This is a genomic window from Martinezella miluonensis (assembly GCF_900094545.1).
Lineage (GTDB): Bacteria > Pseudomonadota > Alphaproteobacteria > Rhizobiales > Rhizobiaceae > Rhizobium > Rhizobium miluonense.
Genome location: NZ_FMAH01000015.1, coordinates 1 through 21,659, shown reverse-complemented (window position 1 = coordinate 21,659; position 21,659 = coordinate 1). Strand labels below are relative to the sequence as shown.

At 55.4% G+C, this 21,659-nt stretch carries 22 protein-coding genes; 6 read left to right on the top strand and 16 right to left on the bottom strand.

Translation table 11 applies throughout. The features are described from left to right. Positions 1–114: 114 nt before the first annotated feature. Positions 115–1,632 carry a cyclic nucleotide-binding domain-containing protein gene (locus GA0061102_RS14295; protein WP_245298014.1) on the top strand — a complete coding sequence of 506 codons (1,518 nt, stop codon included), beginning with the start codon at positions 115–117 and terminating at the stop codon, positions 1,630–1,632. Here the strand turns inward: GA0061102_RS14295 and GA0061102_RS14290 are convergent. Continuing rightward, a complete protein-coding gene (locus GA0061102_RS14290; RefSeq protein WP_092849321.1) occupies positions 1,621–2,472 on the bottom strand; it encodes a LysR family transcriptional regulator in 852 nt (283 codons plus the stop codon). The two genes, GA0061102_RS14295 and GA0061102_RS14290, sit on opposite strands and share 12 nt — an antisense overlap. Then, positions 2,472–3,068 carry a helix-turn-helix domain-containing protein gene (locus GA0061102_RS14285; RefSeq protein ID WP_092848949.1) on the bottom strand — a complete coding sequence of 199 codons (597 nt, stop codon included), beginning with the start codon at positions 3,066–3,068 and terminating at the stop codon, positions 2,472–2,474. The genes GA0061102_RS14290 and GA0061102_RS14285 overlap by 1 nt, the downstream gene beginning before the upstream one ends. A gap of 2 nt (positions 3,069–3,070) precedes the next feature. Between GA0061102_RS14285 and GA0061102_RS32610 the strand changes: the two genes are divergently transcribed. After that, on the top strand, positions 3,071–3,418 hold the full coding sequence (locus tag GA0061102_RS32610) for a hypothetical protein (protein ID WP_139115062.1): 348 nt from the start codon (positions 3,071–3,073) through the stop codon (positions 3,416–3,418). A gap of 374 nt (positions 3,419–3,792) precedes the next feature. Here the strand turns inward: GA0061102_RS32610 and GA0061102_RS14280 are convergent, their stop codons facing one another. The 11 genes from GA0061102_RS14280 to GA0061102_RS14230 form a co-directional block, all read right to left on the bottom strand. After that, positions 3,793–4,860 carry an MBL fold metallo-hydrolase gene (locus GA0061102_RS14280; RefSeq protein WP_245298013.1) on the bottom strand — a complete coding sequence of 356 codons (1,068 nt, stop codon included), beginning with the start codon at positions 4,858–4,860 and terminating at the stop codon, positions 3,793–3,795. Between the two features lie 101 nt (positions 4,861–4,961). Then, entirely contained in the window at positions 4,962–5,639 is a 678-nt protein-coding gene (locus GA0061102_RS14275) for a YoaK family protein (protein ID WP_092848945.1), read from the bottom strand. 132 nt (positions 5,640–5,771) lie between these two features. After that, complete coding sequence (locus GA0061102_RS14270; RefSeq protein WP_092848936.1) at positions 5,772–6,755, bottom strand: alpha/beta fold hydrolase; 984 nt, start codon at positions 6,753–6,755, stop codon at positions 5,772–5,774. Positions 6,756–6,883: 128 nt separating this feature from the next. After that, the gene (locus GA0061102_RS14265; protein WP_208858650.1) at positions 6,884–8,311 is read right to left on the bottom strand and encodes an alginate export family protein; all 1,428 of its coding nucleotides are present in this window, start codon (positions 8,309–8,311) and stop codon (positions 6,884–6,886) included. Positions 8,312–8,343: 32 nt separating this feature from the next. Continuing rightward, complete coding sequence (locus GA0061102_RS14260) at positions 8,344–9,243, bottom strand: glyoxalase (protein WP_245298012.1); 900 nt, start codon at positions 9,241–9,243, stop codon at positions 8,344–8,346. A 3-nt stretch (positions 9,244–9,246) separates the two neighbouring features. Further along, a complete protein-coding gene (locus GA0061102_RS14255; RefSeq protein ID WP_092849312.1) occupies positions 9,247–9,693 on the bottom strand; it encodes a DoxX family protein in 447 nt (148 codons plus the stop codon). An 11-nt stretch (positions 9,694–9,704) separates the two neighbouring features. Beyond that, entirely contained in the window at positions 9,705–11,582 is a 1,878-nt protein-coding gene (locus GA0061102_RS14250; RefSeq protein ID WP_092848932.1) for an amidohydrolase, read from the bottom strand. A gap of 89 nt (positions 11,583–11,671) precedes the next feature. After that, a complete protein-coding gene (locus GA0061102_RS14245) occupies positions 11,672–11,962 on the bottom strand; it encodes a XapX domain-containing protein (protein ID WP_092848929.1) in 291 nt (96 codons plus the stop codon). Positions 11,963–12,028: 66 nt separating this feature from the next. Next, positions 12,029–12,685 carry a hydrolase gene (locus GA0061102_RS14240; protein ID WP_092848927.1) on the bottom strand — a complete coding sequence of 219 codons (657 nt, stop codon included), beginning with the start codon at positions 12,683–12,685 and terminating at the stop codon, positions 12,029–12,031. A 412-nt stretch (positions 12,686–13,097) separates the two neighbouring features. Continuing rightward, the gene (locus GA0061102_RS14235) at positions 13,098–13,916 is read right to left on the bottom strand and encodes a helix-turn-helix domain-containing protein (protein ID WP_092848924.1); all 819 of its coding nucleotides are present in this window, start codon (positions 13,914–13,916) and stop codon (positions 13,098–13,100) included. A 161-nt stretch (positions 13,917–14,077) separates the two neighbouring features. Further along, positions 14,078–14,980 (bottom strand): helix-turn-helix transcriptional regulator, encoded by a 903-nt coding sequence (locus tag GA0061102_RS14230; protein ID WP_245298022.1) that lies wholly within the window; start codon positions 14,978–14,980, stop codon positions 14,078–14,080. Between the two features lie 316 nt (positions 14,981–15,296). Here GA0061102_RS14230 and GA0061102_RS14225 point away from each other — a divergent pair, with 316 nt between their 5' ends. Next, positions 15,297–16,205 (top strand): AraC family transcriptional regulator, encoded by a 909-nt coding sequence (locus GA0061102_RS14225; protein ID WP_092848912.1) that lies wholly within the window; start codon positions 15,297–15,299, stop codon positions 16,203–16,205. Between the two features lie 395 nt (positions 16,206–16,600). Further along, positions 16,601–17,242, top strand: coding sequence for a response regulator transcription factor (locus GA0061102_RS14220; RefSeq protein ID WP_092848909.1), 642 nt, complete (start codon positions 16,601–16,603; stop codon positions 17,240–17,242). Here the strand turns inward: GA0061102_RS14220 and GA0061102_RS14215 are convergent. The 3 genes from GA0061102_RS14215 to GA0061102_RS14200 form a co-directional block, all read right to left on the bottom strand. Further along, positions 17,239–17,619 (bottom strand): response regulator, encoded by a 381-nt coding sequence (locus tag GA0061102_RS14215; protein ID WP_092848908.1) that lies wholly within the window; start codon positions 17,617–17,619, stop codon positions 17,239–17,241. The two genes, GA0061102_RS14220 and GA0061102_RS14215, sit on opposite strands and share 4 nt — an antisense overlap. An 878-nt stretch (positions 17,620–18,497) precedes the next feature. Continuing rightward, positions 18,498–18,788: a hypothetical protein gene (locus tag GA0061102_RS14205; protein WP_159432165.1), complete on the bottom strand. Its 291-nt coding sequence runs from the start codon at positions 18,786–18,788 to the stop codon at positions 18,498–18,500. A gap of 96 nt (positions 18,789–18,884) precedes the next feature. Then, a complete protein-coding gene (locus GA0061102_RS14200) occupies positions 18,885–19,514 on the bottom strand; it encodes a hydrolase (RefSeq protein ID WP_092849308.1) in 630 nt (209 codons plus the stop codon). Between the two features lie 530 nt (positions 19,515–20,044). Between GA0061102_RS14200 and GA0061102_RS32950 the strand changes: the two genes are divergently transcribed. Together GA0061102_RS32950 and GA0061102_RS14190 are read left to right on the top strand one after the other, a co-directional pair. Next, entirely contained in the window at positions 20,045–20,770 is a 726-nt protein-coding gene (locus GA0061102_RS32950) for a helix-turn-helix domain-containing protein (RefSeq protein ID WP_159432164.1), read from the top strand. Between the two features lie 89 nt (positions 20,771–20,859). Beyond that, positions 20,860–21,659, top strand: an 800-nt coding sequence (locus GA0061102_RS14190) for a helix-turn-helix transcriptional regulator (RefSeq protein WP_139115061.1), incomplete at its 3' end; no start/stop codon positions are given.

Here is a 21,659-nt window from a genome sequence, read left to right as displayed (position 1 = left end):
ATCTGGAATGAGGCCGTTCAATTTTGTAGGGCCGAAAACGCCAAATCCGACCCAACCGTTCAAGCGATATCTCCTGCGGTCAGCTAGTAAGGGATGTTAAGCCGCAAGAGATGTTTGATACTTGTTTTGTCAGATCCGGTCATCCAGTTAGCTTTTTTGGCGATGTCCATGCTTGCTGCGCGGTTTGCGCTGCCGAAGAGACAAGCGTTCAAACTTGCAGTGCACAGTGCGTTCTTCGTCATTCTGACAGCGCTGCTTTTAAGCCACGGAATAGAGCCCTATTCGACATCGGCGCCGTCAGGCAGCCTGTGGAGACAGCTGTTCTTCGCGCTTGCCAAGATGATTTGGTGGTTCAGCGGAGCGACAATGCTCGTCAGCTCCATCAGACTGTTTGTGATCTTCGAGCGCCGGCCTCGCGAAGCAAAACTCATTCAGGACATGCTCGCCGGCATCATCTATGTCGGCGCGATTCTATCGGTGATCTCTTACATATTTGGTGTTCCCGTCGGCACCTTGATCGCCACGTCAGGTGCTTTCGCCATCATCCTGGGCCTAGCGCTACAGAGCTCGTTGTCCGACGTTTTCTCCGGCATCGCTTTGAATCTCGGGCGGCCATACAGTGTCGGCGACTGGATCATGCTGGAGAATGGAACGCAGGGCCGCGTCGTCGAGACAAACTGGCGTGCCACTCACCTTTTGAACGCAGCAAACGACCTCGTGGTGATTCCGAATAACTTGTTGGCCAAGTCGCAGTTGGTAAACCTCAACAATCCCGACGAGAGCCACGGGATTACAATGCCGATAAGGCTGATACCGACCCGTTCCCCAGGAGCCATTGAACAACTGCTTGAAACGGTTCTACTGGCGAGTAATCGCATCATGCACTCACCTGCCCCAATGGTTACGATCACAGGCTTGGACGGCGATGTCATCGAAGCCGACCTCTCCTTCCGCATCAAAGACGTTTCCCAGAGCTCGACAGCAAAAAACGAGATCTATGACCTTATCTATCGCCATGCCCATGCAGCCGGGATTTCGCTCGCATTACGCTGCAATCCGCCCTCCGAAACGCTTGTCAGACCGGAAAACCCAATCGATGCGGTAAAGGAAAGCTCCGCAATCCTACTGAAAGCGATGCAGCTATTTTGCACCTTGACGGAGGCTGAGCGCGAAACGCTGATGTTGTCTATACAACAGAATACTTATCCCCGAGGGAGCGAAATTCTGGCGCAGGGAGAGCGGTCTTCTGCACTGATGATCGTCGCAAAGGGCGTCGTTGCCATTCGAAGGCGCTATGATGGCACCGAGATAGAGCTAAATCGCCTCTCTCCTGGCGACTTCTTCGGCGAGCGCGGCGTGCTCATGGGCGCCGAAGAGCCTGGGCGTGCCGTCTCGTTGACGCAACTTGTCGTCTATCGAGTGTCATCGGACTGTTTCTCCGAAATCATGCAAAAGCGTCCTGCCCTTGCCGACGAAATCGGCCAGATACTCGCCGAGCGACTGGAAAAGGAAAAGCGTCTCGTTGGCGTCGGCGACGAAACCTCCAGCCATCCGAACAGCCTCGCGGACCGCATTCGCTACTTGTTCCATCTACCGCATACGGTCAGCCCGCAGAGATCCTCAGGGCGCTAGCATGGCGACCGCCATATCGACGAAGGCTCTCAAGCGACCAAGGCGCCGAAGATCACGATGATAACCCATCCAAACCTCTCTCGAGGGCGGTTCATCCTCCAGCTCCAATCGACGAAGCCCGGGCAGTTGATCTCCGACCGGGCGAGGCAGGACGGCGAGCCCCAATCCTTTCGCGCATAATTGTGCCTGTACATGTCTATTGTTACTTTTCAGCGCCACAGACGCATTGGGAAAGCGCTCACGAAGCCATTGCGCATCTGGAAAATTGCCGAGCGATCCATCCATCGTGATCAGCTCAAAACCGGTACCGTCGCCCAGGATCGGGTCCTTGCTGTTCGTTCTAAGGTATACGCCATATTGCATATTGACCAATCGTCGTTGCACGATATCGGCCTCATCGAACGGGACGATTCTGAACACCAAATCGGCTTCGCGATGAGCAAGATTGAATAGCCTTGTGCCGGTCAGCAGCTCGATATGCACTTTCGGATAAGTCATGCGATATGCTTCAATGACAGAAGGCAGAACATAGCCGCCGAACCAATCCGCTGACGAGATGCGAAGTATGCCGTCAGGTTTCCCAGCATCGCCGGCAAGGCGGCGCTGGATCGTAACGGCGCTTTCTTCCATCTGCGTCGCCAAATCGAGAATCGCATGTCCCTCATCCGTGAGAATGAGACCATCCGCGGTTCGCTGAAAGAGTGTCTGTCCCATCGCTCCCTCGAGTGCGCGAAGTCTGCGACCAATCGTTGGATGGCTAAGCTTCAAGGATCGCGCCGCTCCACCCAAGGTCGAGTTTCGCGCTACCGCAAGGAATATTCTGATATCGCCCCACTCCATCATGAGGCTACTGAGTACTGAGCCCAGGCAGCAGATGCTTCGGATCTGGCAGCCTGGCGCCTCCAGGCGCTCGGCGTGGTTCCGGTGACGCGACGAAAAACACGCGAGAGATGCGCTTGGTCGGCCAAGCCGCAATCGAGGGCGATTTCACAAAGAGGTACGTCACTTGTTACCATCCTGTGCTTCGCATAGGCAACTCGTCGCTCGACGATGTAGTTGTGTGGTGAAGTTCCAAAATTGACTTTGAAGGCCGTAGAGAAATAGCTGGTGCTGAGCCTGACCAGTTGCGCAAGCTCCTCGAGAGAAATTGGCGCTGAAAGATGGTCATCAACGAAGCGCTTCAGACGGCTCACCTGCCACGGCGCCAAACCGCCCTGGTAGCTGCGCTCTCTTGAGCGCCTGTCTTCCGCAGGCTCGAATGGGCGTAGAAGAACCGACGCCTTCCTGATGAGATCAAGCGCTACAGCTTCATCCCACTCAACGCAGCTAATAGCCCGCAGGACCAAGCGTGAGACCTCGTCGGAAGTTTCGCCGGTGACATCATCATATTGCAAGGAGGTGATCGTGTGTGCGTAAGCGGCGGGGCGGACAAGCATCAATGATCTCCTTTGAACCTCGTGAAACAAAGTTTCGGGAGTTCAATATTGAAGCCTTGATGGCCCTCTGGGGTATCGTACTCTCATTGAGTTTTGGCAAACATGAGTTTTATTCCAGCATACCTTGGTATGATTGCCAGCGACCTGGATCTGATGGCTATAATGGAGGATTTGGACCTGGAAGTTCGCCCATCCTTGCCGTGGCCGCGAGATCGCCGCCAAATGAAACTGAAGCTTTCGCCACAAGGTTGCCGCCGCGTGTCGGCTTCTCACTCCATCGCATTCCATTTGATGCGCCAGCCATCGCGCTGCATTCATCGCAGGTAATGGCGAACACCTTTGACGGTTAGACGCCCATGCAGGGCTTCAGACACAACAGCGAGCCTTGCCGGCAAAATCCGTAGAGGCTCGTGCCCCGAACTTCGCCCGTTTCCATCCTGATATGCATTTGGGGCTAGCCCACATTGTCTTCGGATGGAGGCCTCCCGGATATCGGCCTTTGTTGCGATGGGCTATCGAGAACACGCCTGCGGTAAGGAGAAATCTTATAAGGAAGCTCGCCTGCGAGATCCTCCATTTCCGGCAGGCTCGCTATGCTGTCGCGAATATGCTCTTCGTTGTTTCTCGTTTTTCCGATCATGGCATATGCTCTCCATTTGCCGAAAAGTTTACAACAGGCCATTGCAAACAACGATCTTGCTCCGGGCGGGGCTCAGTGCGAGCTTCATGGTGACTTGGCAGGTGCGGCCTCATAGTTTGTTGGAATCCAGTAGAACTTGCCGTCGCGCGCCCCAACGTGCCCAAGGCCTGGAAACGATATATGCGCGGCACCGATCAAATATCCCTTGCGTGCCGCATCCGAATAGATTGCTTCCCGCTCGCTTTCCGCTGCCGCAGCATCGCTATCGTAGGCGACCGTTACACCCGGGTCTGGAAATTGAACGGACGCGACGTGCACGACATCACCCCAAAGCAATAGGGATTGCCCATCGCTTTCAGCCAGGTAAAAGCTGTGGCCAGGCGTATGCCCCGGACTTGCAATTGGACGAATGCCCGGCACCAGCTCGCTATCATAGGAAAACGGCTTGAATCTCCCAGCCGCAATATAGGGAGCAAGCGAAGACCTGTCGCCGTCAAACATTGGTTTTAGCAGCGCGGGTGCGATGGTCTCATTCTTCTCGCTCAGCCAATAATCAGCATCTGCCTGACTGACGCGCACAATGGCATTGGGAAAGGCCATGGCTCCGTTAAGGGCGATGCCTCCAACATGATCGGCGTGCAAATGGGTAAGATAGATTTCGTCAATCTGCTCTGGCTGATAACCGGAGGCTCTCAGATTCTCGATCAAATGGCCACAGCAATCGCCGTAAAGTGATCCCGCCCCGCTGTCGATCAACACGAGCTTTGATCCCGTATTGATCAGAAAGGCGTTGATCGAACCTGCGACAGGCATTGCAAGATGGCTCTCGGCAAGCAGGGCATCCGCCTCACCCGGCGATGCTTGATCAAGCGGAATCATTTGACCATTCGACGTCGTTGGCCGCATCAGTACGGTGTGAACCGGAAATGCATGAGTTCCATCGGACAAGGCGGTTACTTCAAAGCGACCAAGGGACAAACGGTAGAACCCCGGTGCTTGCATTCCTGCTTTTGGAGCCGCCGCATTAGCAGAGCCGGTGAACAATAAGACAGCAATCAGGAGAGTAACGGCTATAGCCATTGCAAACGATATAAGTGGGTCGAAATTCCGCTTGTCCTTGCTGCGCAAATTGCTGAAGTAACTCGACCCCATAGCATCCCTCCATCAAAGATGACATGCAGTCTCGGCCCAATCTCATATTTTCTATTGCATGGAATCCTTGCCATTTGGCGATACGGATGGAAGAAACGAGTTCAATCACCTTCAGGTGTCTCAATCTTCGCAACGAACATCAGCGCGCCGAGAACCGCGGGAACGACAAAGCACCAGACCGGTGAAAGAATGAAAGCGACCGCAGCTGCTGCACAACCGAAAGCGAAGGTAAGAACGCTCAGTGCCATACGCTTGCTGCGCTTGAGCGCGGTGGCAGCACTCTCTCCGCGCGTTACCAGCACCTCCGCCAGATCAAGCATGATTTGCGTGGTGGTACCGGTCATCAGGGTCGATGGCGGCGATTTTGAAAGATGAACACGATGCAGGCCATTCTGAATTGCCATGGCGGCCACAAGCGTCATGCCCATTGCCAGTGCCGCGCCGCTATTCGCGTCAGCAAACCCTCCATGAACGATAGCAAAAGCGGCGGCAGCAATCAGCAGAATCAGCTTTACCGCCAAAAGCGGACGGAGCACGGGCCACCCGGCCCTCTGCAACTGGATGCTGACGATCCTGCTGAGCAATACGACAACACAGAATACAGGAAGAGCAAGAAGCTTGGGGAGTGCGCCAGCTGTTCCCATAGCCACCGCGGCACCTAGGGTTACAAAGTTGCCGGTGACATGTGCTGTAAACAGACCCTGCAGCGCGAGGAATCCGACGGTATCAACATAGCCACCGTTCAGGCTAAGGAGAATCGAGAGCGGGATGCCTTTCATGACTGTCTTCCTAGATCGTCAGGGAACAAAGCTTGGCGCCGGAAAGCGAAGCCAATCTAGCGGACAACCCGCGGCGGGCTAAAGCTCGCCGCGGGTTGAATTCTCATACGCGTTCAGCGCCAAGAGCTGAAATCAGCCCTTGATAAAAGCCAGAAGATCCGGGTTGATAATGTCGGCATGCGTGGTCAGCATGCCATGCGGATATCCCTTATAGACTTTCAGCGTACCATTCTTGAGAAGCTTAACCGAAAGTTCGGCAGAATCGGAAATTGGGACCACCTGATCGTCATCGCCATGCATGACGAGCGTGGGTACCGAGATTTTCTTCAAATCCTCGGTTTGATCCGTCTCGGAAAAGGCTTTGATGCCGTCGTAGTGTGCCTTTGCACTTCCCATCATACCCTGGCGCCACCAATTCTGGATCACACCCGGATAGACCTTTGCATCGGGACGATTGAACCCATAGAAAGGTCCTGTCGGAAAATCCAGAAACAGCTGCGCCCTGTTGTCCGCCAACGACTTGCGGATCCCATCGAAGACTTCGATCGGCAGGCCGCCCGGGTTCGATTCGGTCTTCAGCATCAACGGTGGAACCGCACTGACCAGCACAGCCTTTGCTACGCGCCCCTGCGGTTGGCCGAATTTTGCGACGTAGCGCGCCACCTCGCCTCCGCCCGTCGAATGACCGATATGGACAGCGTTCCTAAGGTTGAGATGCTCTACCACCGCTGCGGCATCCGCCGCGTAGTGATCCATATCATGGCCGGTGCCAACATCGGAGGAACGGCCATGGCCGCGACGATCGTGAGCAATGACGCGATATCCGTGCTGGACGAAGAACAGCATCTGGGCGTCCCAATCGTCAGAGGAAAGCGGCCAGCCATGGTGGAACACGATCGGCTGGGCATCCTTTGGGCCCCAATCCTTGTAATAGATCTGTACTCCGTCCTTGGTCTCGACGAAATTATGGGTCATAGGCTCTAGTCCTTCTTGCGTTGCTGGGGTGGTGGCTTTGGGGAATGCGAGTGACGGCATGGTCATCGCGGCAGAAAGTGTTGCGCCGGCAAGCAAGGTTTGCCGGCGGGAGATCAACGTCACCATCGGGTCGACAGACATCGGTGTTCCTCTTCGATTGGACATCAATGAGATAACCGGTCGAGAGCGTCTGCTCTTGTCTAATGTTCACCCCGTTTGGACAAAGCCAAGGTATCTAATCTCGAGGCCCCCCGATGAACGAAGAGGCATCACCATGCAAGGCTGAGCTGCGCACCGACATAGTTACCGTCGCGCCCGCCAGCCCGACGAATGGCATCACCGACTTCGAAATGAACGGCCTCAACCGCGCCCGTAAGATTAGGCGTAAACTTGTAATCCAATCTGATCTGCCCGTAGGCTCCCGTCCACGCGCCGCCGCGGCCGGCCGTGCCGGCTAGCGGCTGGTTGGGTTGGACATAGATCGCATCGGCAGTCGTCTGGCGCCACTGTAGGCCGACTGCCCCTGTTACCGTAAGATTGTCGGTCGGCTTGACGACGATCGCAGGCTTGAGATGAATTATGTTGGCGTAGCCGGTATAGCCGGCAAGCGAGAAGTAGTATCCGTTTGGAAATAGCGGATTGAAGGTGCCGACTGTGTTGTCGCCACGATGATGGTCACCGGAGGCCATGTCGAACTGCAAGGCAATCCTCGGCGTCCAGCTCACATCTTCGAATGTATAGCCGGCGCGAACTCCGAGAGCCCAGGCACGGATGTCCTTGCCGCCGACCTCGCCAAACTGCCCCATGGTTTCGGCATCCCAATCGAAACCATTGCTCGTGCCGGCGAAACGTGCGTCCAAAATATGGCGGTTCTCCTCACCGCCGCCATCGAGATAGTGAGCGTTGTCGCGCTGATAGAGCGAATAGTAAGCCGACAGCTCGTTCTTTCCGAGCACGAGACGCTCGACGCGCAGCATGCTAAATCGAAAGTCGCCTTTTGACGTATCATCGAAGGGGTCCGCATTGCGGTACTGTACCGGTTGGCTGACGAAACCGATGAAGCGCGTTGACCCCGTTTCCCAGTCGGCCCAGACGGCGTCGAAGGACTGGCGTACGTTAGGTCCGTCGCGCGAGGAAACGAAGCGCTGCAAGTCGAAGGCAAAATCCTGTCGGCCCACACGTGCCTTGAACGTGCCAGCATCGAAATCATGACTGTAGGCGAGAAAGGCAAGCCTCAGGTCGAGCTGATCTGCATCGGCGGACCCGACGCTCTTTTTGTCGAAGGCGCGATCGTCCTCGAATTGGGTAAAGACTTGCCAGTCTTTGAAAAGATGGAGGTCGATGTGGAATTGAGCGCGCTGGATGAGATAATTGTCACGCTGCACGCCTCCAATGCCGAAGCCAGCTGCGCTGTTGCTTTCGAACCGTTCGCGTATGTTTGCGCCGAAGGAGACATAGGTATCGGGATCAGTGGCCGACAGCGGTACATACTTCAGGGTATCCAGCGGCTGTGTACGAAGCGCCGGATCGGCCAGCACCGACCAGTCCTCTTGCCAGCGGTTAGTATTGATAGCCGGCCGCTTCGGCTTCTTTGCCTGATCGTCAGCAAAGGCAGCGGCCGAAGTCACGCAAACAATGGCAGTGGTAGCCAGAAGTAGAAAACCGCGGACGCGCAAGACAGCTTCGAGAGTTGACATGCGCGACCATACCCAGTGTGCTCGCCTTGCTGTCATGGTGCGGCAGCTGCATGGATTTCGGCGATGTAGCCACCGGGAAACTCGACCATTGCGGCTTGACGTTTTTCGGACGCATAAGGGTTGACCACCACGGTTGCGCCGTTTGCCTTGGCCTTATCGAGCGTGGCCGCCAAGTCGGTAACTTCATACCCTGTTGTCTCATGTCCATAGGGGAACGGCAGACGCCCATCCGTGGCAAGCACCGTCATCTTCCCATAGACGGACTCGATGCGGACGCGGTGAAACGTATCGCCAGGACGGCCGATTTCGATGCCGGGTGCCTTTTTCTCATCTGAGACGACCTTGCCCTTCGAGAAGGTGAGGAAGGCCTTCACGAACTTGTCAGCCGCATCCGGAGATACGTAGACGCGGTTCTCCGGGACTTTGTCGAAGGCTGCATAGGACGACTTGGCCGTGTGCCAGTAAAGCTGCATGTTGACACCGCCCGGCCACTGAATGACCGCATCGCGGCCGATCGGATCGGGAAAGACATCGACAACGACCGAGGCGCCAGCCGCGCGGGCAGCCGCAACTGCCTGGTCCATGTCGGTGACGAGGTAGCCGGTGCGCTCCGCACCGAATGGATAGGGGATGGGGGTCTTGAAGCCGAAGAGCGAGACGGTTCCGACCGGCGTCTGCAGCAACTGCGACGTTGTGCTGCTCGGTGTCGGCGTTACGGTGGCGACCACTTGCTTGGTGCTGCTGCCGCCGAACGTGGCAAGGAAGCTGTTGGCAAAGGCATCCACCTTGTCCGGATCGACATAGACATGGGAGGTATCGTATTGCGCGCCGACGCCGACCTGCGGATAAGAGGCTCGGGCAAGGGCGCTGCCGACGGGCGTCAGAGCAAGGGCGGCCAGCAGTCCGATCGTGTAAGCGTAGCGAAATTGCATGTACTAAGCCTCCGTGGTCTTTGGGCTATTCTGATCGAGATCGAGCCAAGCCACCAGTAGGAAGCCGCCGACAAGACCGAGATGTTCGAAAAAGGAATTGGCTGCCATGAACCGCTCCATTCCCGGAGGCAACTCCCAGAAACGGAGCGCCAGGAAGGTGGCAAGAAGCGTAAAGCCAGCCAGCCCAAGCGCTGCGAGCCAGCGCAAGAGGCCGATCAGGATCATAGCCGACGCGACAAGCTCGAGAGCGATGACGACGACTGCGAAAACCGGTGCAGGAGACACGCCGAAATGATTCATCTCGCCGATCGCGGCACCGAAATCCGTGAGCTTATTGAGGCCGCCCTGCAGATAGGCGGCGCAAAGGCCGAGATAGGCCAAAAAGCGCATTGCACTGGAGCCGAAAATCGGACGCGCAATCGAAGAGAGCCTTGCCTGAACATTCTGCATGACTGTCATGCTCACACCGCCCAGCACGAGCATCCGAGCGCCCCAAAGAACCCCTTGAGGTCCGAAATGGGAAGCTTCGAGGTCCAGGCATTGGCGTGTGCGTGACCATGCATGTTGCAGTCATTGGCACAGCCGCAAGACGCAATCAGACGTGGGTTCAGGGAGTTCTTGCCCGCACGCTCTGGCTCACCCCAAGCAGCATAGCCCTTGAAGCTGCGCACGGGCGACCAGTCCGGCATCGCAGGCGGAACAGGATTCTCGTCCAGAGCGTTAAAGTCCCCGGCGCCATATACGATCTTGCCGCCGACCATCGTCAGATCGGATGTCAGGAAAGAGATCTCGTTCTCGGCGCAGGCGAAGAAATCCTTGCTCGGCACGATGAGGTCGGCAAGCTGCCCCGCCTGGATCCGGCCTTTCTTGCCTTGTTCGTTCGAAAACCATGTGACGTTTTCCGTCCACATGCGCAGCGCCGTTTCACGGTCGAGGCAATTGGCGCGAGGATAGAGTTGCATTCCGCCAACGGTCTTGCCGGTCACCATCCAGGCAAGCGATACCCAGGGATTATAGGAGGCGACGCGGGTAGCATCTGTTCCGGCAGAAACATGTACACCCTTTTCCAACATTCGGGCGATCGGCGGTGTGGCTTCCGCCGCGCCGTGGCCATAACGCTCGACGAAATATTCGCCCTGATACGCCATGCGGTGCTGAACGGCGATGCCACCGCCAAGTGCTGCAATGCGATCGATCGACTGGTCGGAGATCGTCTCGGCATGGTCGAAGAACCAGTTCAGGCCCTCAAGCGGAATATCCTGATTGACCTTCTCGAAGACATCAAGCGCGCGGGAGATCGTCTCGTCGTAGGTGGCATGGAGGCGCCAGGGCCAGCGGTTCTCCGCGAGAACCCGCACGACCTCCTCCAGCTCGCCCTCCATCTCTGGCGGCATGTCAGGGCGCGGTTGACGGAAGTCCTCGAAATCGGCAGCCGAAAAGACCAGCATCTCGCCGGCGCCATTGTGGCGGAAATAATCATTGCCCTGCTTGTATTTCACTGAAGCCGTCCAATTGAGAAAGTCCTCCTTCTCCTGCTTCGGCTTCTGGGTGAACAGATTGTAGGCGAGCCTTACCGTCATCAGCCCTTCGTCGGCGAGCTTCTGGATGACGGCGTAATCGTCGGGATAGTTCTGGAACCCACCACCCGCATCGATCACGCCGGTTACGCCGAGTCGATTGAGCTCGCGCATGAAGTGGCGCGTCGAATTGACCTGATAGTCGAACGGCAGCTTCGGGCCCTTGGCGAGCGTAGAATAAAGGATGCCGGCATTCGGCTTGGCAAGCAGCAGCCCCGTCGGATTGCCTGACGCATCGCGAATGATTTCGCCGCCGGGCGGATTGGGCGTGTCCCGGGTATATCCCACGGCGCGCAAGGCGGCTGCGTTGAGGAGCGCGCGATCATAAAGGTGCAGCAGGAAGACCGGCGTATCCGGAGCAACGGCATTGACCTCGTCGATCGTTGGCAAACGCTTCTCTGCAAATTGATGCTCGGTAAAGCCGCCGACAACCCGAACCCACTGTGGCGGCGGCGTTATCGCCACCTGGCGCTTGAGCATGTCCATGGCGTCGGCCAGCGAGCGTACGCCGTCCCATCGCAGCTCCATATTGAAATTGAGACCGCCGCGAACGACGTGCGTATGGTTGTCGATCAGTCCGGGAAGAACGCGCCTTCCCCTAAGATCGACCACCTTGGTGTCGGCCCCCGCAAGCGCCATAATGTCCTTGTCGTGGCCAACGGCGAGGAATTTGCCGTCCTTGATCGCGACGGCGCTTGCCGTCGGATTGGAGCGGTCGAGGGTCGTAAACAAGCCCCGATGCAGGATCAGCTCTGCGGTCATCGATCGGTCTCCGTTGAACCCTGGAGGTTCTAAGTTCAATTGCAAGAATGAGTTAGGCGGGCGAGAATCAACCCGCCATACCCTTAAGGTTAGCCAAGGCGGTCCGCGCGGTCACCAAGTTCATCCGCCTTCTTTGACGGCGCCATGCCGCCGCTCGGCAGATGGCCGAACATATGCGGCTTTACCTGGTTGAACCACGACACGGCGGCCGGCTCTTTGTTCCAGAGCGTTTTTGCAAGGGGCAGGATCTGCTCGCCAACGAGTATGCCCAAAAGGCCGACAAGCGCGACCACGGGCGGTGCTGGCGAACGAACGTTAAGAAGGCTGTATACGATCCCGACCAGTAGTCCGGCGGCCAAAGATAGCAGGTAGACTTTCACGAAATTCCCTCCAATACCAAAGGCGCCGCACAGAACGCTGCGCGGCGACCCATGATCAATCCTCAATCAATGGCCCTCTGAGGCGCCGAACATCGTCTTGGCATAGATGATGCCGAGGCCGTAGGCGCCGCCGAACCGCTTCGCGATGCCGGTGGTCATATCGTAGGTTTCAGTGCGCGCCCAATCGCGCTGCAGCTCCAGCAAATACTGAAGCGACGTCATCGGCTGCGCTCCGACCTGAACCATGCGATCCATCGCACGGTTATGGGCTTCATCGGAAACGTCACCGCAAGCATCGGACAACACATAGACTTCAAAGCCTTGGTCGATTGCCGATAGCGCCGGTCCAACGATGCAAACGCCGGTCCACAGACCGCTCAGAACGATGCGCTTCTTGCCGAGGCGATTAACCTCCTCGATAACGGCGGCATCTTCCCAGGTATTCATCGATGTACGATCGAACAGTTTCTTTCCCGGAAATGCATCGGTGATTTCGGAGAACATCGGACCGGAAAAGCTCTTTTCGGCCACGGTCGTCAGGATGGTGGAAACCCCGAACCCATTTGCGCCGTGAGCGACAAGCGCAGCATTGTTTCGCAAGTTAACGGCGTCGATGCTCTTTGTCGCGAATGACATCTGCGACTGAAAATCGATCATGATGAGCGTGTGATCTTTCGGGGTCAGAAGCTTTGAGCCCGGCGTTGGCGTCGCATTGACGGTCATTTTTGTCCCTCGGATTAATGCATCGGATTGCTGTTTGACGCCCCTAAAATGAAATAGAACGCATCCGTCTTCTTGTCGGTAAGGCGCGCGATTTGGACATTTTGATTGTCCTATCGTCTTATCCGTCGAAATGTCGGATCGAATTGCGCGCGGCCGCCACCGTTGATTGAGCCCACGATCGGGTTGAAATATACCGAGGTATTACAATCATGTACCGCCATGCGAAGACGCAATCCGGAGGCGTCCAAAGCAGCACTAGTCTATGCGCAGATTGAGGTGAGCGACGTCTCGCAGGCGGCGATGAGCGACGCAACGCACCGATCCCGGCCAGCCATCGCGTCGAAGCCGTCAGGACAGACAAACAAAGCCTCATCTCAAGATTGCCGCAAACGAGACAGGACCGACAGATCTGTCAGAGTTGGCGGCCAAAACGATTGTGGCGGCGCCAATTGCCCGGAGGTTCGCCCGTCACTTCCGAGAAAATCCTTGTCATATGGCTCTGATCGGCGAATCCGCACGCGACTGCGATCTCCGCAATCGATGCATTCGACATCAGAAGATCTTTGGCTCTTGCAACCCTATATTCGATGAGCCAGCGATAAGGTGTCTTGCCAAAAGTCTCCTTGAAAGCCTTGATAAAATAGCTGCGCGATAGTCCGCATGCCTGCGCCAGCTCTGCAATCGAAACCTGTACATTGACATGTGCCGAAAGGAACTCGGTCGCCCGCTTTTCCTGCCATGGTGCCAATGCACCTTTCTTGCGGCTTGGAAATTGCACGCCCCCATAAGTTTGGGTCAGGTGCGTCAAGATTGCCAGGCTGACCTGCTCCAAAAACAGTTGGCTCGCATGCAGCGGATCCTCAAGCGATGGCAACAGCGCCTGCGCGAGCCCGAGAATCACATCATCGCGCGTCGAGGGTGGGCAAGCGAGGCTCGTAAACTCCGGCCGCCCCATCTCCGCTGCAAAGCTGCGAATATGAGCCATCGGTATTTGAAATCGCACATTGTCAAAGGGGGAGAGGTGATGGCATGTCCACTCCTCGCGAAGATCCGTGATTGCGAGGGCCCCTTTCGGATGACCGCCCTCAAAGACAAGGGTGCTACCTTTCCAAATCTTGTGGAGCCGGAAATCCATCAATTGCGTGATGACATGGAAAGCATCCTCACGCTCATTCGGAGGGGCTGGCGGGAGATCGTCATCATCATAGCGCATGCGCGTGATGTTTATCATTGAAGCCGTGATCGTCGAGCAATTTGCGGCGCGTCCGCGCTCAACCCAATTGCCTGTTGGCTCCCACCTCAAAATCTCGTCCTCAACGCAAACCTTTGGCTAAGATTGATAGACTACCCCGGAATTTTTGTAAAATGTACCGGTTTTTTTAAAAAAAGTACCTAGTGAATCAAACCCTCACGCCATGCCGTCGGCGTCACGCCTGTTTCTCGCGAGAAAACCTTTGTGAAATAGCTTTGATCCGTAAAACCACAATGCTCGGCGATCGTTCTCAACGCTACCTTGTCATCTGAGAGCATTTCCTTTGCCCGATTGATCCGCATCCGTGTCAGCCATTGATGGGGCGTGTAGCCAGTCGCCTTCTTGAACTCTTGCGAGAAGTGGTTCGCTGAAAGCCCAGCTGCCGCGGCAACAGCGGAAATCGATAGTCCCTCTCCCAGCTTTTCCAGCATGTATTCCTTTGCCGCCTTCTCCTGACGGATGGACAATGAACTCTGGGAGACACCGTTGCGAAGCGTCTCATCGCGGTAATCGTGCAGGAGATGTGCGCAAACAGCCGTTGCCATGTGTTGCAGCAGCAAAGGTGTAAGCAAGCCGGTTGTCTCAAACAGCGGCAATAACGCCACTCCGAGATTGCTGAGGACAACGTCGGGTTCACCCGCCCTCCAGTGCAAGCGGTGCAGCTTGGTAGCAGAAGACATTTCCGCAACTTCGTTGAACAGGGCCCTCGGCAATACGAAAGCCAGAGCATTCAAACTACTGCGCAACGTGATCGACGCCCCCTTGCGCAAATCCACGAGACAAATGGCACCTCGCCCGTAACGGCGAATGTGCGTCAGTGCACCATTCGGCCCAACATCCGAATGGTGCGCCTCATGGAGATAAAGCAGCAGCAAATATGCGTCGCAAGCAGGTAGCTCGGCTTTAGCTTCTTCGCCCACCGCAAGCTGACGCCTAATTCTTGTCACCGAGAACGCGGCCGATTTAATTGGAATAGTACTGAGGCACGGGGCTTCCGGAACACCGAAACTGAGGCCGACCCACCCGATTTCCTGGCAATGCATGGTCAAGACCCTTCCCCGCATTCGTCTCTTTTCGGCTATTTTAGCTGTCGACGCTGGGTGTCGGCGGGGACCATAATCCAGGTGCTGATCTCAGGCAACGCCGACAATCACCCTGATCAATTGGGATTCATAGTCAGTTTGATAAGGATGCGATCACTTGTCCGTGTTTCCGTTCACGACACGTGGAAGGCGGCCATGAAAGGCTGCCAAGAGCAACGATGAACCAGCGCCAGCTAGTACCATTCCCTTGAAATTGGCGAATCCAATTGGACCAAGGCATCTCGATGCCATTATCCTTTGACAGCTAGAACGATGTATGGAATTCTTGACTGATCGGAGCATATTAGCGGTTGGTCTTATGGCGGGCGGGAGACGTCTTGTCGATTCGTTTGGTTGTTCAACAACAAGCTTGAGCGAAGATCTGCATTTTGTTGGTGCAGCTATGCATTTCTACCGCAAGAGCGGAGAAGCGCCCCATAGCGTCCACGCATCGGCGTCGTCAAACGCGCATTTGATTGGTATCTCCATGAGCGGAGGCCACCATAGAGAGATTCACCACGAGCACCATACGCAGCGACATACTTTTCTCGAACAAGACGTTTACATTCGAACCCTTGACGAGGACTACAAGGCCAATTTGTCTGGCACGTTCAACTTTGCTCTTATTCAAATAGATCCGGATGTGCTCGCTCAACTTGCAGACGACGCCAATATGGAAAGCGTGCTTGAGCTGCGCAGGACTATTTCGACGCCAGACCCGGTCTTGGGCGGTTTGATAAACGCGCTTACACTCTCATATCAATCCAGCTTGATACGCGAACGGCTCGCTTTGGCCATCGGAATTCACCTGGTAGACACATATGGAGTCGCCACCCGCCGGCGGCGCCTGGCGCGGGGTGGCTTGTCCCGCCGTAATCAGAACCTTGCCAAAGAACTCATTTTAAATCACTTGGACCATGATCTAAGCGTCGAATCGCTGGCTGAAGAGTGCAACATGTCCAGATCCGCATTTGCGCGAGCCTTCAAGGAAAGTACCGGCGTAACGCCCTATCGCTGGATCACGAATGCTAGAATTGAGCTATCAAAGCAACTCCTGATCGATAGATCTTTGTCACTTGAGCATATTGCAGCCAAATGTGGCTTTGCTGATCAATCGCATTTCAGCCGTGTATTCGCAGTTCATTTTGGCGAGCCACCGGGATCATGGCGCCGGCGGTTGGCGTAACACGTCGACTGCTTGATATGCGCGACATGTCTTCCGACAGCAGGATCAATTCCCAGTTTGTTCATAGTGAGCGCTCATGTAGAACGCTGCGTTGATGACAGCCAGCCGCACCATATCAGCATAGCGACATGGGCAAGTTTTTGAACAAAAGTGCTGTGAATTGACGGATACAATCACTTTAAACCCGCGCCTATAGCGACCTTAGTGTAGCGATGATAAGTACCGGCAAAAGCTCTGAAAATGGCTCCGGAGGATTACGCTATGCTGATGGGGACTATGCGCGATCATGCCCGGCTCTATGACACTCGGCCGGGCGCGCTTCAAAAAATCTCCGGCGACCTTTTGCTGCCGTTCAATGATAGCGGGAAGCGCCGTTTACCGGCGCTTTTACGTCGATGACTATTTCAGTTCGTGATGAGACGGTTGTCCATATCGTCGAAGATGACGAGGATGTGAGATTCTCTCTGGACAGCCTTCTCCGGTCGGTAGGTTTGAAGACACGCCTCTTTGGAAGTGCTGGGGAGTTTTTTGAAGCAGATAGACCGGATGCCATCAGTTGTCTGGTCGTTGATGTCAGGCTTCCCGGGCTCAGCGGGCTTGACTTCCACGAACAGCTAACTCGAAGCGGGTCATCTATTCCGACGGTTTTTATCACCGGTCATGGCGATATCCCCATGACCGTCCGCGCAATGAAGGCCGGAGCCGTCGATTTTTTGGCAAAGCCATTCCGCGATCAAGACTTGTTGGATGCAGTCGCGTCTGCCTTGGAGATCGATCGCCGAAGACGGCAGCAAGCCGGCGAACTCATTGTCGTCAGGGCACGCTTTGCTGAACTCAGTCAGCGAGAGAAGCAGGTCATGACGCTCGTATCCAAGGGTTTAATGAACAAGCAAGTTGCTGGAAAGCTCGCTCTTAGCGAGGTCACGGTCAAAATCCATCGCGGCTCTGTCATGCGGAAGATGGAAGCTCGAACCTTAGCAGATCTCGTAAAAATGGCAGCGCAACTCGATCTGCCAAATGCCTCCGAGGGGCTCTAGGCACGAGAACGCGATGCTATCGCCAGGCTCAATTTTTGAACAATGTCTTCTGTCGTAAATGGCTTCATTATAAGCGAAATCGCGCCACAAGCTGCAGCCTGCTGCGTTAAAGCCTGCTCTATCCGACCGGTCATCAAAATAACGGGTAGCTCCGGAACGACACCATGGAGAAGCTGAACTAATTCTATTCCTGATAGACCCGGCATATGTATGTCACTAATGATACAGGAAAATAGGCTTAAATCAGAACGCGCGAGTATTTGCTCACCGGAATAGAAGCACTCGGCTCTATACCCGATTGACCGCACCAAGCTGCCAAGGGCAGCAGGTATATCCCGATCATCGTCGATGATCCCAATCAAAGGTGCGCGCTGCATTTCCTCTTTCTGCCTGCGGCTAGTTCTCCACAATCTCCGTCAATGATCGAATCCCAATAAGCGCTATGTTTGTTGCAATTTTTCATAGATATTCTTGGCATAAGATACCATGAGTGGATTCCCTTGCTTCGTCGCACGTCGGAAACGATCTGGCAACATCTGCGCCAGCGTGCGATCCCACCTGCAGGCAGGCAATCTAATCTGAAATACGACCTTATATTTCTCGCTTGACGGACCCACTCAATGTTCCTCCCGCAGTTTACTTTCGTGTCTCTCAGGCAAAGAAGCCCAAGCGCTCCCCCTGATCTGGACCTTTACTGCAATGCAAGCTGGCCCGTATTGGACGTTTCAACTGGAGACGACAATCGATTTGTCATAGGCACGAATGACATCCGAAGCCTGCTTCAAGTCACGTCCGGCAGGCTGCCCCATGAAGTTTGTTCGGGGGCACCAGCCGAGGTCTAGCAGTTGGCGCCCCCTCCACCTGTTCGCGGTGCCGCATCTTGCGGATAGCACCAGAAAGTTTTCGGAAGGCTAGGCATGAAGCAGCTTTCCGGATGAAAAGCATTTGAATGCCAGACGAATAGGAAAAAGCGCCTCATCACAAGGTCGCGGTCGCGCGCAATTTTATTCGTCTGCCACCGTTGTCTCCGGCCGGTCGTCTGCGAAAATGACCTCCCGATGCCAAACGCCTTCCTTGTCTTCAAACTCGATGTGGGCATCACGACCGGAAAGCCTATGGCGCAGCGCAGCCGATTTCGCTGCCGCGAATGCTGTCTTATGGCTGGCGAATTCCTCAGACCATGTATCGTCCAACCGATATGCCCAACCGTCTCCATGACGGGCGATGTGATAGACTAAAATCATAGCAACTTCCCTTATCGTGTCGCAGAAACACGCGGCAGGAACCCGATCTGTCGAGCCTGCGGTGCTTTCTGACGTAGCGTCCCAACCATTTCTTCATATTCCCGCTCAACTTCCGGGGTCACCGATGGCCTGGCTTCACGTAGCGCCTTCCCGAATTGCGCGGCAATTACCAATGAGGCCGGCAGGTCCTCTCGCAGCGCAATCAACCCGGCTCGTCTTGTCAGGTCTTCCAGATCTGCAGCCGTGAAGCGTTCGGTCCGTTCCGCAAGCAGATTCAGACCTAAGTCGGTGCCAAGTGGCATCTACTTTGTGTGGATGCCGAGAACCTTGCGCCGCCCATCCGCACCGAACAAGCGATCCCCAGCGGGATCACACCGGTCCCAATCGGCTTGTTCACTTTACTGCGGCGGCTTGATCATATCGCGTGCATAGTCCAGGCCGATGCCATAGCCACCTCCATGCTCAACGACGATCGCCCGCGCTGCCTCATAAGTTTCATGTCTCGTCCAGTCTCGCTGCAATTCCAGCAGAAACTGCAGCCAGGACGTCATCGTCGCTCCAGCAGCTTCCATCCGGCGTAGGGCCGCGTCATGGCTGGCAACCGTCATACCCGCGCACGCATCTGAAGCGACAAAAACCTTGTAGCCATCGGCCAACGCCGACAGGACCGGAAAGCTAACGCAAGCTTCCGTAAGCAGACCGGCGAAAACCAAGACTTTTTTACCGGCGCCTGTAACGGCAGCACGAGCAGCCTCGTCCTCCCAGAGATTCATGTTTCGGCGTTCAATTGGCGCGACGTCCTTCAAGGCGGATCTCAGCGGCGGCATAAGCGGCCCACTATACACCTTCGATGCAGAGGTGCTGACGATAACAGGCAATGAGAAGGCGACGGCAGTCTTGGCCAACGCAATAAGGTTGCTCCGCAAAGCCTGTCTATCAGCAGACCCGGCGGCAAACGCGAGACCGGCCTGCGGATCGACAAGAACCAAAGCGCAGTCTGCAGGAGATAGGAGGGGTATGTCGACCATTGGCACCTCGATGGGCTTTGTGGCGGCATTGTCACTTCCGATGAATCCGAGAGCAGCACGGCGCGCCAAATGAAGGATTTTGTCCTGCTAGCACAATGGCGGCGGAGGATATTGTCGAAAGCTACTTGGTTTGTCGAAATGCCTTTGATGCCGGCTTGCTTTCTTCGGGCGCCTCGCGACAAAGCTGCTTTCGCCGTAGCCCCCCATTATCTATAAGTATCTATAGGTTTTTTGGCCTTAACATAACGCCGCACAGGCTTGACATTCTCCCAAACGAGAGCAGAGATGACAGTCGGTTAGGCCTGTCTGTAATCGAGGTCCACGGAGCGCTAGACCTCGGAGGAGAGACATTGAATCTCAGTCATCCAGAATTCATTTCTCTTGCCCCGTTCCTGGGAGTTTCGGAGACGTATTCGCTCCAAGCTGTACCCGTCCGCTCCTCCCCGATCGAGGTGACGAAAATATTCAGGCCTGTCAGTTCGGATGCGACGTCCCATATTAGGCTACCCCGCTGCGACGCATACTTTCTGATGCTTTACCTCGACGACGCGATCCACTGTGATATCAGGGCTGATGGAAGCCTCGCGCCGCCGCGCTTTTGTTGTCGTGGCTCCATCTGCGTTATAGATTTACGGGATGGAGCAGCCGTAGCACTGCAAACGACATTGTCATCAATCGCAATCACAATGCCAAAAGCGTTCATTGCGGAGGTTGCAGAACTTTCTCCGGGCCTGGATGGTGACGCTCTTCGATGCAGAAGGGCAGAACTTGATCCAGTGGTCAGCAACCTTGGACTGGTGTTACTGTCCCTGTTTGAGCGAGAGCTTTCTTCCTCCCAGGCCATCCTGCGCCATTTGGGAATTGCGATTTGCACCCACTTGTTGCAGGATTTCCCCGACCCAAAGTCGTTGAAGAATGACGTGGTCGTAACCGGTCATCGGGTGGCGTCGATGGCCAAGCACTTCATGCAACACAATCTGTCGCGCCAATTGTCCATTGCGGACGTGGCGGCAATTACGGGCCTTTCGGTAAGACAGTTTTCACAAACCTTTAAAAAGGCTACGGGGCTCACTGCCAATCAATGGCTTTTGCGGGCGAGAGTTGAGGCCGCCAAGGAGCTTCTCTCAGAGCATCAATTGACGTTTGAGGAAATCGCAAAAGTGTGCGGATTCGCCGAGCAGAGCCATTTCGCCAAGGTATTCGCGCGGGAAGTCGGTGTAACGCCTGCCGTTTGGAGGGCCAAGAGAGTCAATTAGCTTCCGGATGGCGCAGGCGAAGACCATAGAATTTTGCAGCAAGCTTATCATTTTTCTGGTGCCATTCAGGCACAGCGTTGTGGAGCATAATGTTGGAGAGTGTCTCCGATACTACCTCGCAAATTTTCGCGAAAAAGGTCAATCGATGGACCGTCAAAACATCTGAGATCACCGTAACGCGCCTTAGCTACGACAAAGACGATCTGCCGATCGCACCGCCGAGCAAGCGTGAGGAAGCCGTATCCGTTATTGTCCAACTTGCTGATTTTAAAATGCATCGCCTTTGGCGAAACGGCGAGCTGTTGTTCGAAGGTGGGCATCCGAAGTCGGCAATTGCGATAACCGACCTCAGAGAAGAATGGCAATGCCATCACCTCTCTCCATTTGACAATGTTCGGTTTAATATTCCGCTGCCACTTGTTCGCGCATTTCTTGATGAATTGGGACGGGCGGAGTTTGATGGCTTTGAATGTCCTCCGGGAACCACAGACCAGGTCATGCTGGGTCTCGCGCAGGCAATTTTACCCTATCTGGTCAGTCACCGCTCTCCCAATCCGCTATTCCTGGAGCAGATTGGTCTCGCCCTGCTGACGCATCTTACGCAGACATATGGAAACCAGCACTTTTCATCGAAAAGGAGCGGCATTCTTGCACCGTGGCAAGAGAGGAGAGCTCTCGAGTTCTTGACTTCGCATGCATCTGAACACGTCTCGATCGTGGAGCTCGCGGCTGCATGCCAGCTATCGCGAAGCTACTTCATCCGGGCGTTTAAGGAGACGTTCGGCAAAACGCCAGATCGTGTCCATGTAGGTGGTGTAGCTACCGGCTGCTTGCCGTGCTTTCCGCCCCAGGTCGGAGCGATTATCAGCGCGCCACAGCAGGCAAGCTG

Excerpts from the sequence above, each read along its gene's own strand:
- GA0061102_RS14285 (WP_092848949.1), bottom strand. The coding sequence starts at position 3,068 with ATGCTTGTCCGCCCCGCCGCTTACGCACACACGATCACCTCCTTGCAA.
- GA0061102_RS14220 (WP_092848909.1), top strand. The coding sequence starts at position 16,601 with ATGACTATTTCAGTTCGTGATGAGACGGTTGTCCATATCGTCGAAGAT.
- GA0061102_RS14215 (WP_092848908.1), bottom strand. The coding sequence starts at position 17,619 with ATGCAGCGCGCACCTTTGATTGGGATCATCGACGATGATCGGGATATA.
- GA0061102_RS14240 (WP_092848927.1), bottom strand. The coding sequence starts at position 12,685 with ATGACCGTCAATGCGACGCCAACGCCGGGCTCAAAGCTTCTGACCCCG.
- GA0061102_RS14250 (WP_092848932.1), bottom strand. The coding sequence starts at position 11,582 with ATGACCGCAGAGCTGATCCTGCATCGGGGCTTGTTTACGACCCTCGAC.
- GA0061102_RS14270 (WP_092848936.1), bottom strand. The coding sequence starts at position 6,755 with ATGTCTGTCGACCCGATGGTGACGTTGATCTCCCGCCGGCAAACCTTG.
- GA0061102_RS14225 (WP_092848912.1), top strand. The coding sequence starts at position 15,297 with ATGGAATTCTTGACTGATCGGAGCATATTAGCGGTTGGTCTTATGGCG.
- GA0061102_RS14255 (WP_092849312.1), bottom strand. The coding sequence starts at position 9,693 with ATGCAGAATGTTCAGGCAAGGCTCTCTTCGATTGCGCGTCCGATTTTC.
- GA0061102_RS14260 (WP_245298012.1), bottom strand. The coding sequence starts at position 9,243 with ATGCAATTTCGCTACGCTTACACGATCGGACTGCTGGCCGCCCTTGCT.
- GA0061102_RS14275 (WP_092848945.1), bottom strand. The coding sequence starts at position 5,639 with ATGAAAGGCATCCCGCTCTCGATTCTCCTTAGCCTGAACGGTGGCTAT.
- GA0061102_RS14290 (WP_092849321.1), bottom strand. The coding sequence starts at position 2,472 with ATGGAGTGGGGCGATATCAGAATATTCCTTGCGGTAGCGCGAAACTCG.
- GA0061102_RS14280 (WP_245298013.1), bottom strand. The coding sequence starts at position 4,860 with ATGGGGTCGAGTTACTTCAGCAATTTGCGCAGCAAGGACAAGCGGAAT.
- GA0061102_RS14200 (WP_092849308.1), bottom strand. The coding sequence starts at position 19,514 with ATGGTCGACATACCCCTCCTATCTCCTGCAGACTGCGCTTTGGTTCTT.
- GA0061102_RS14235 (WP_092848924.1), bottom strand. The coding sequence starts at position 13,916 with ATGATAAACATCACGCGCATGCGCTATGATGATGACGATCTCCCGCCA.
- GA0061102_RS14265 (WP_208858650.1), bottom strand. The coding sequence starts at position 8,311 with ATGTCAACTCTCGAAGCTGTCTTGCGCGTCCGCGGTTTTCTACTTCTG.
- GA0061102_RS32610 (WP_139115062.1), top strand. The coding sequence starts at position 3,071 with ATGATCTCCTTTGAACCTCGTGAAACAAAGTTTCGGGAGTTCAATATT.
- GA0061102_RS14230 (WP_245298022.1), bottom strand. The coding sequence starts at position 14,980 with ATGCATTGCCAGGAAATCGGGTGGGTCGGCCTCAGTTTCGGTGTTCCG.
- GA0061102_RS14205 (WP_159432165.1), bottom strand. The coding sequence starts at position 18,788 with ATGCCACTTGGCACCGACTTAGGTCTGAATCTGCTTGCGGAACGGACC.
- GA0061102_RS32950 (WP_159432164.1), top strand. The coding sequence starts at position 20,045 with ATGCTTTACCTCGACGACGCGATCCACTGTGATATCAGGGCTGATGGA.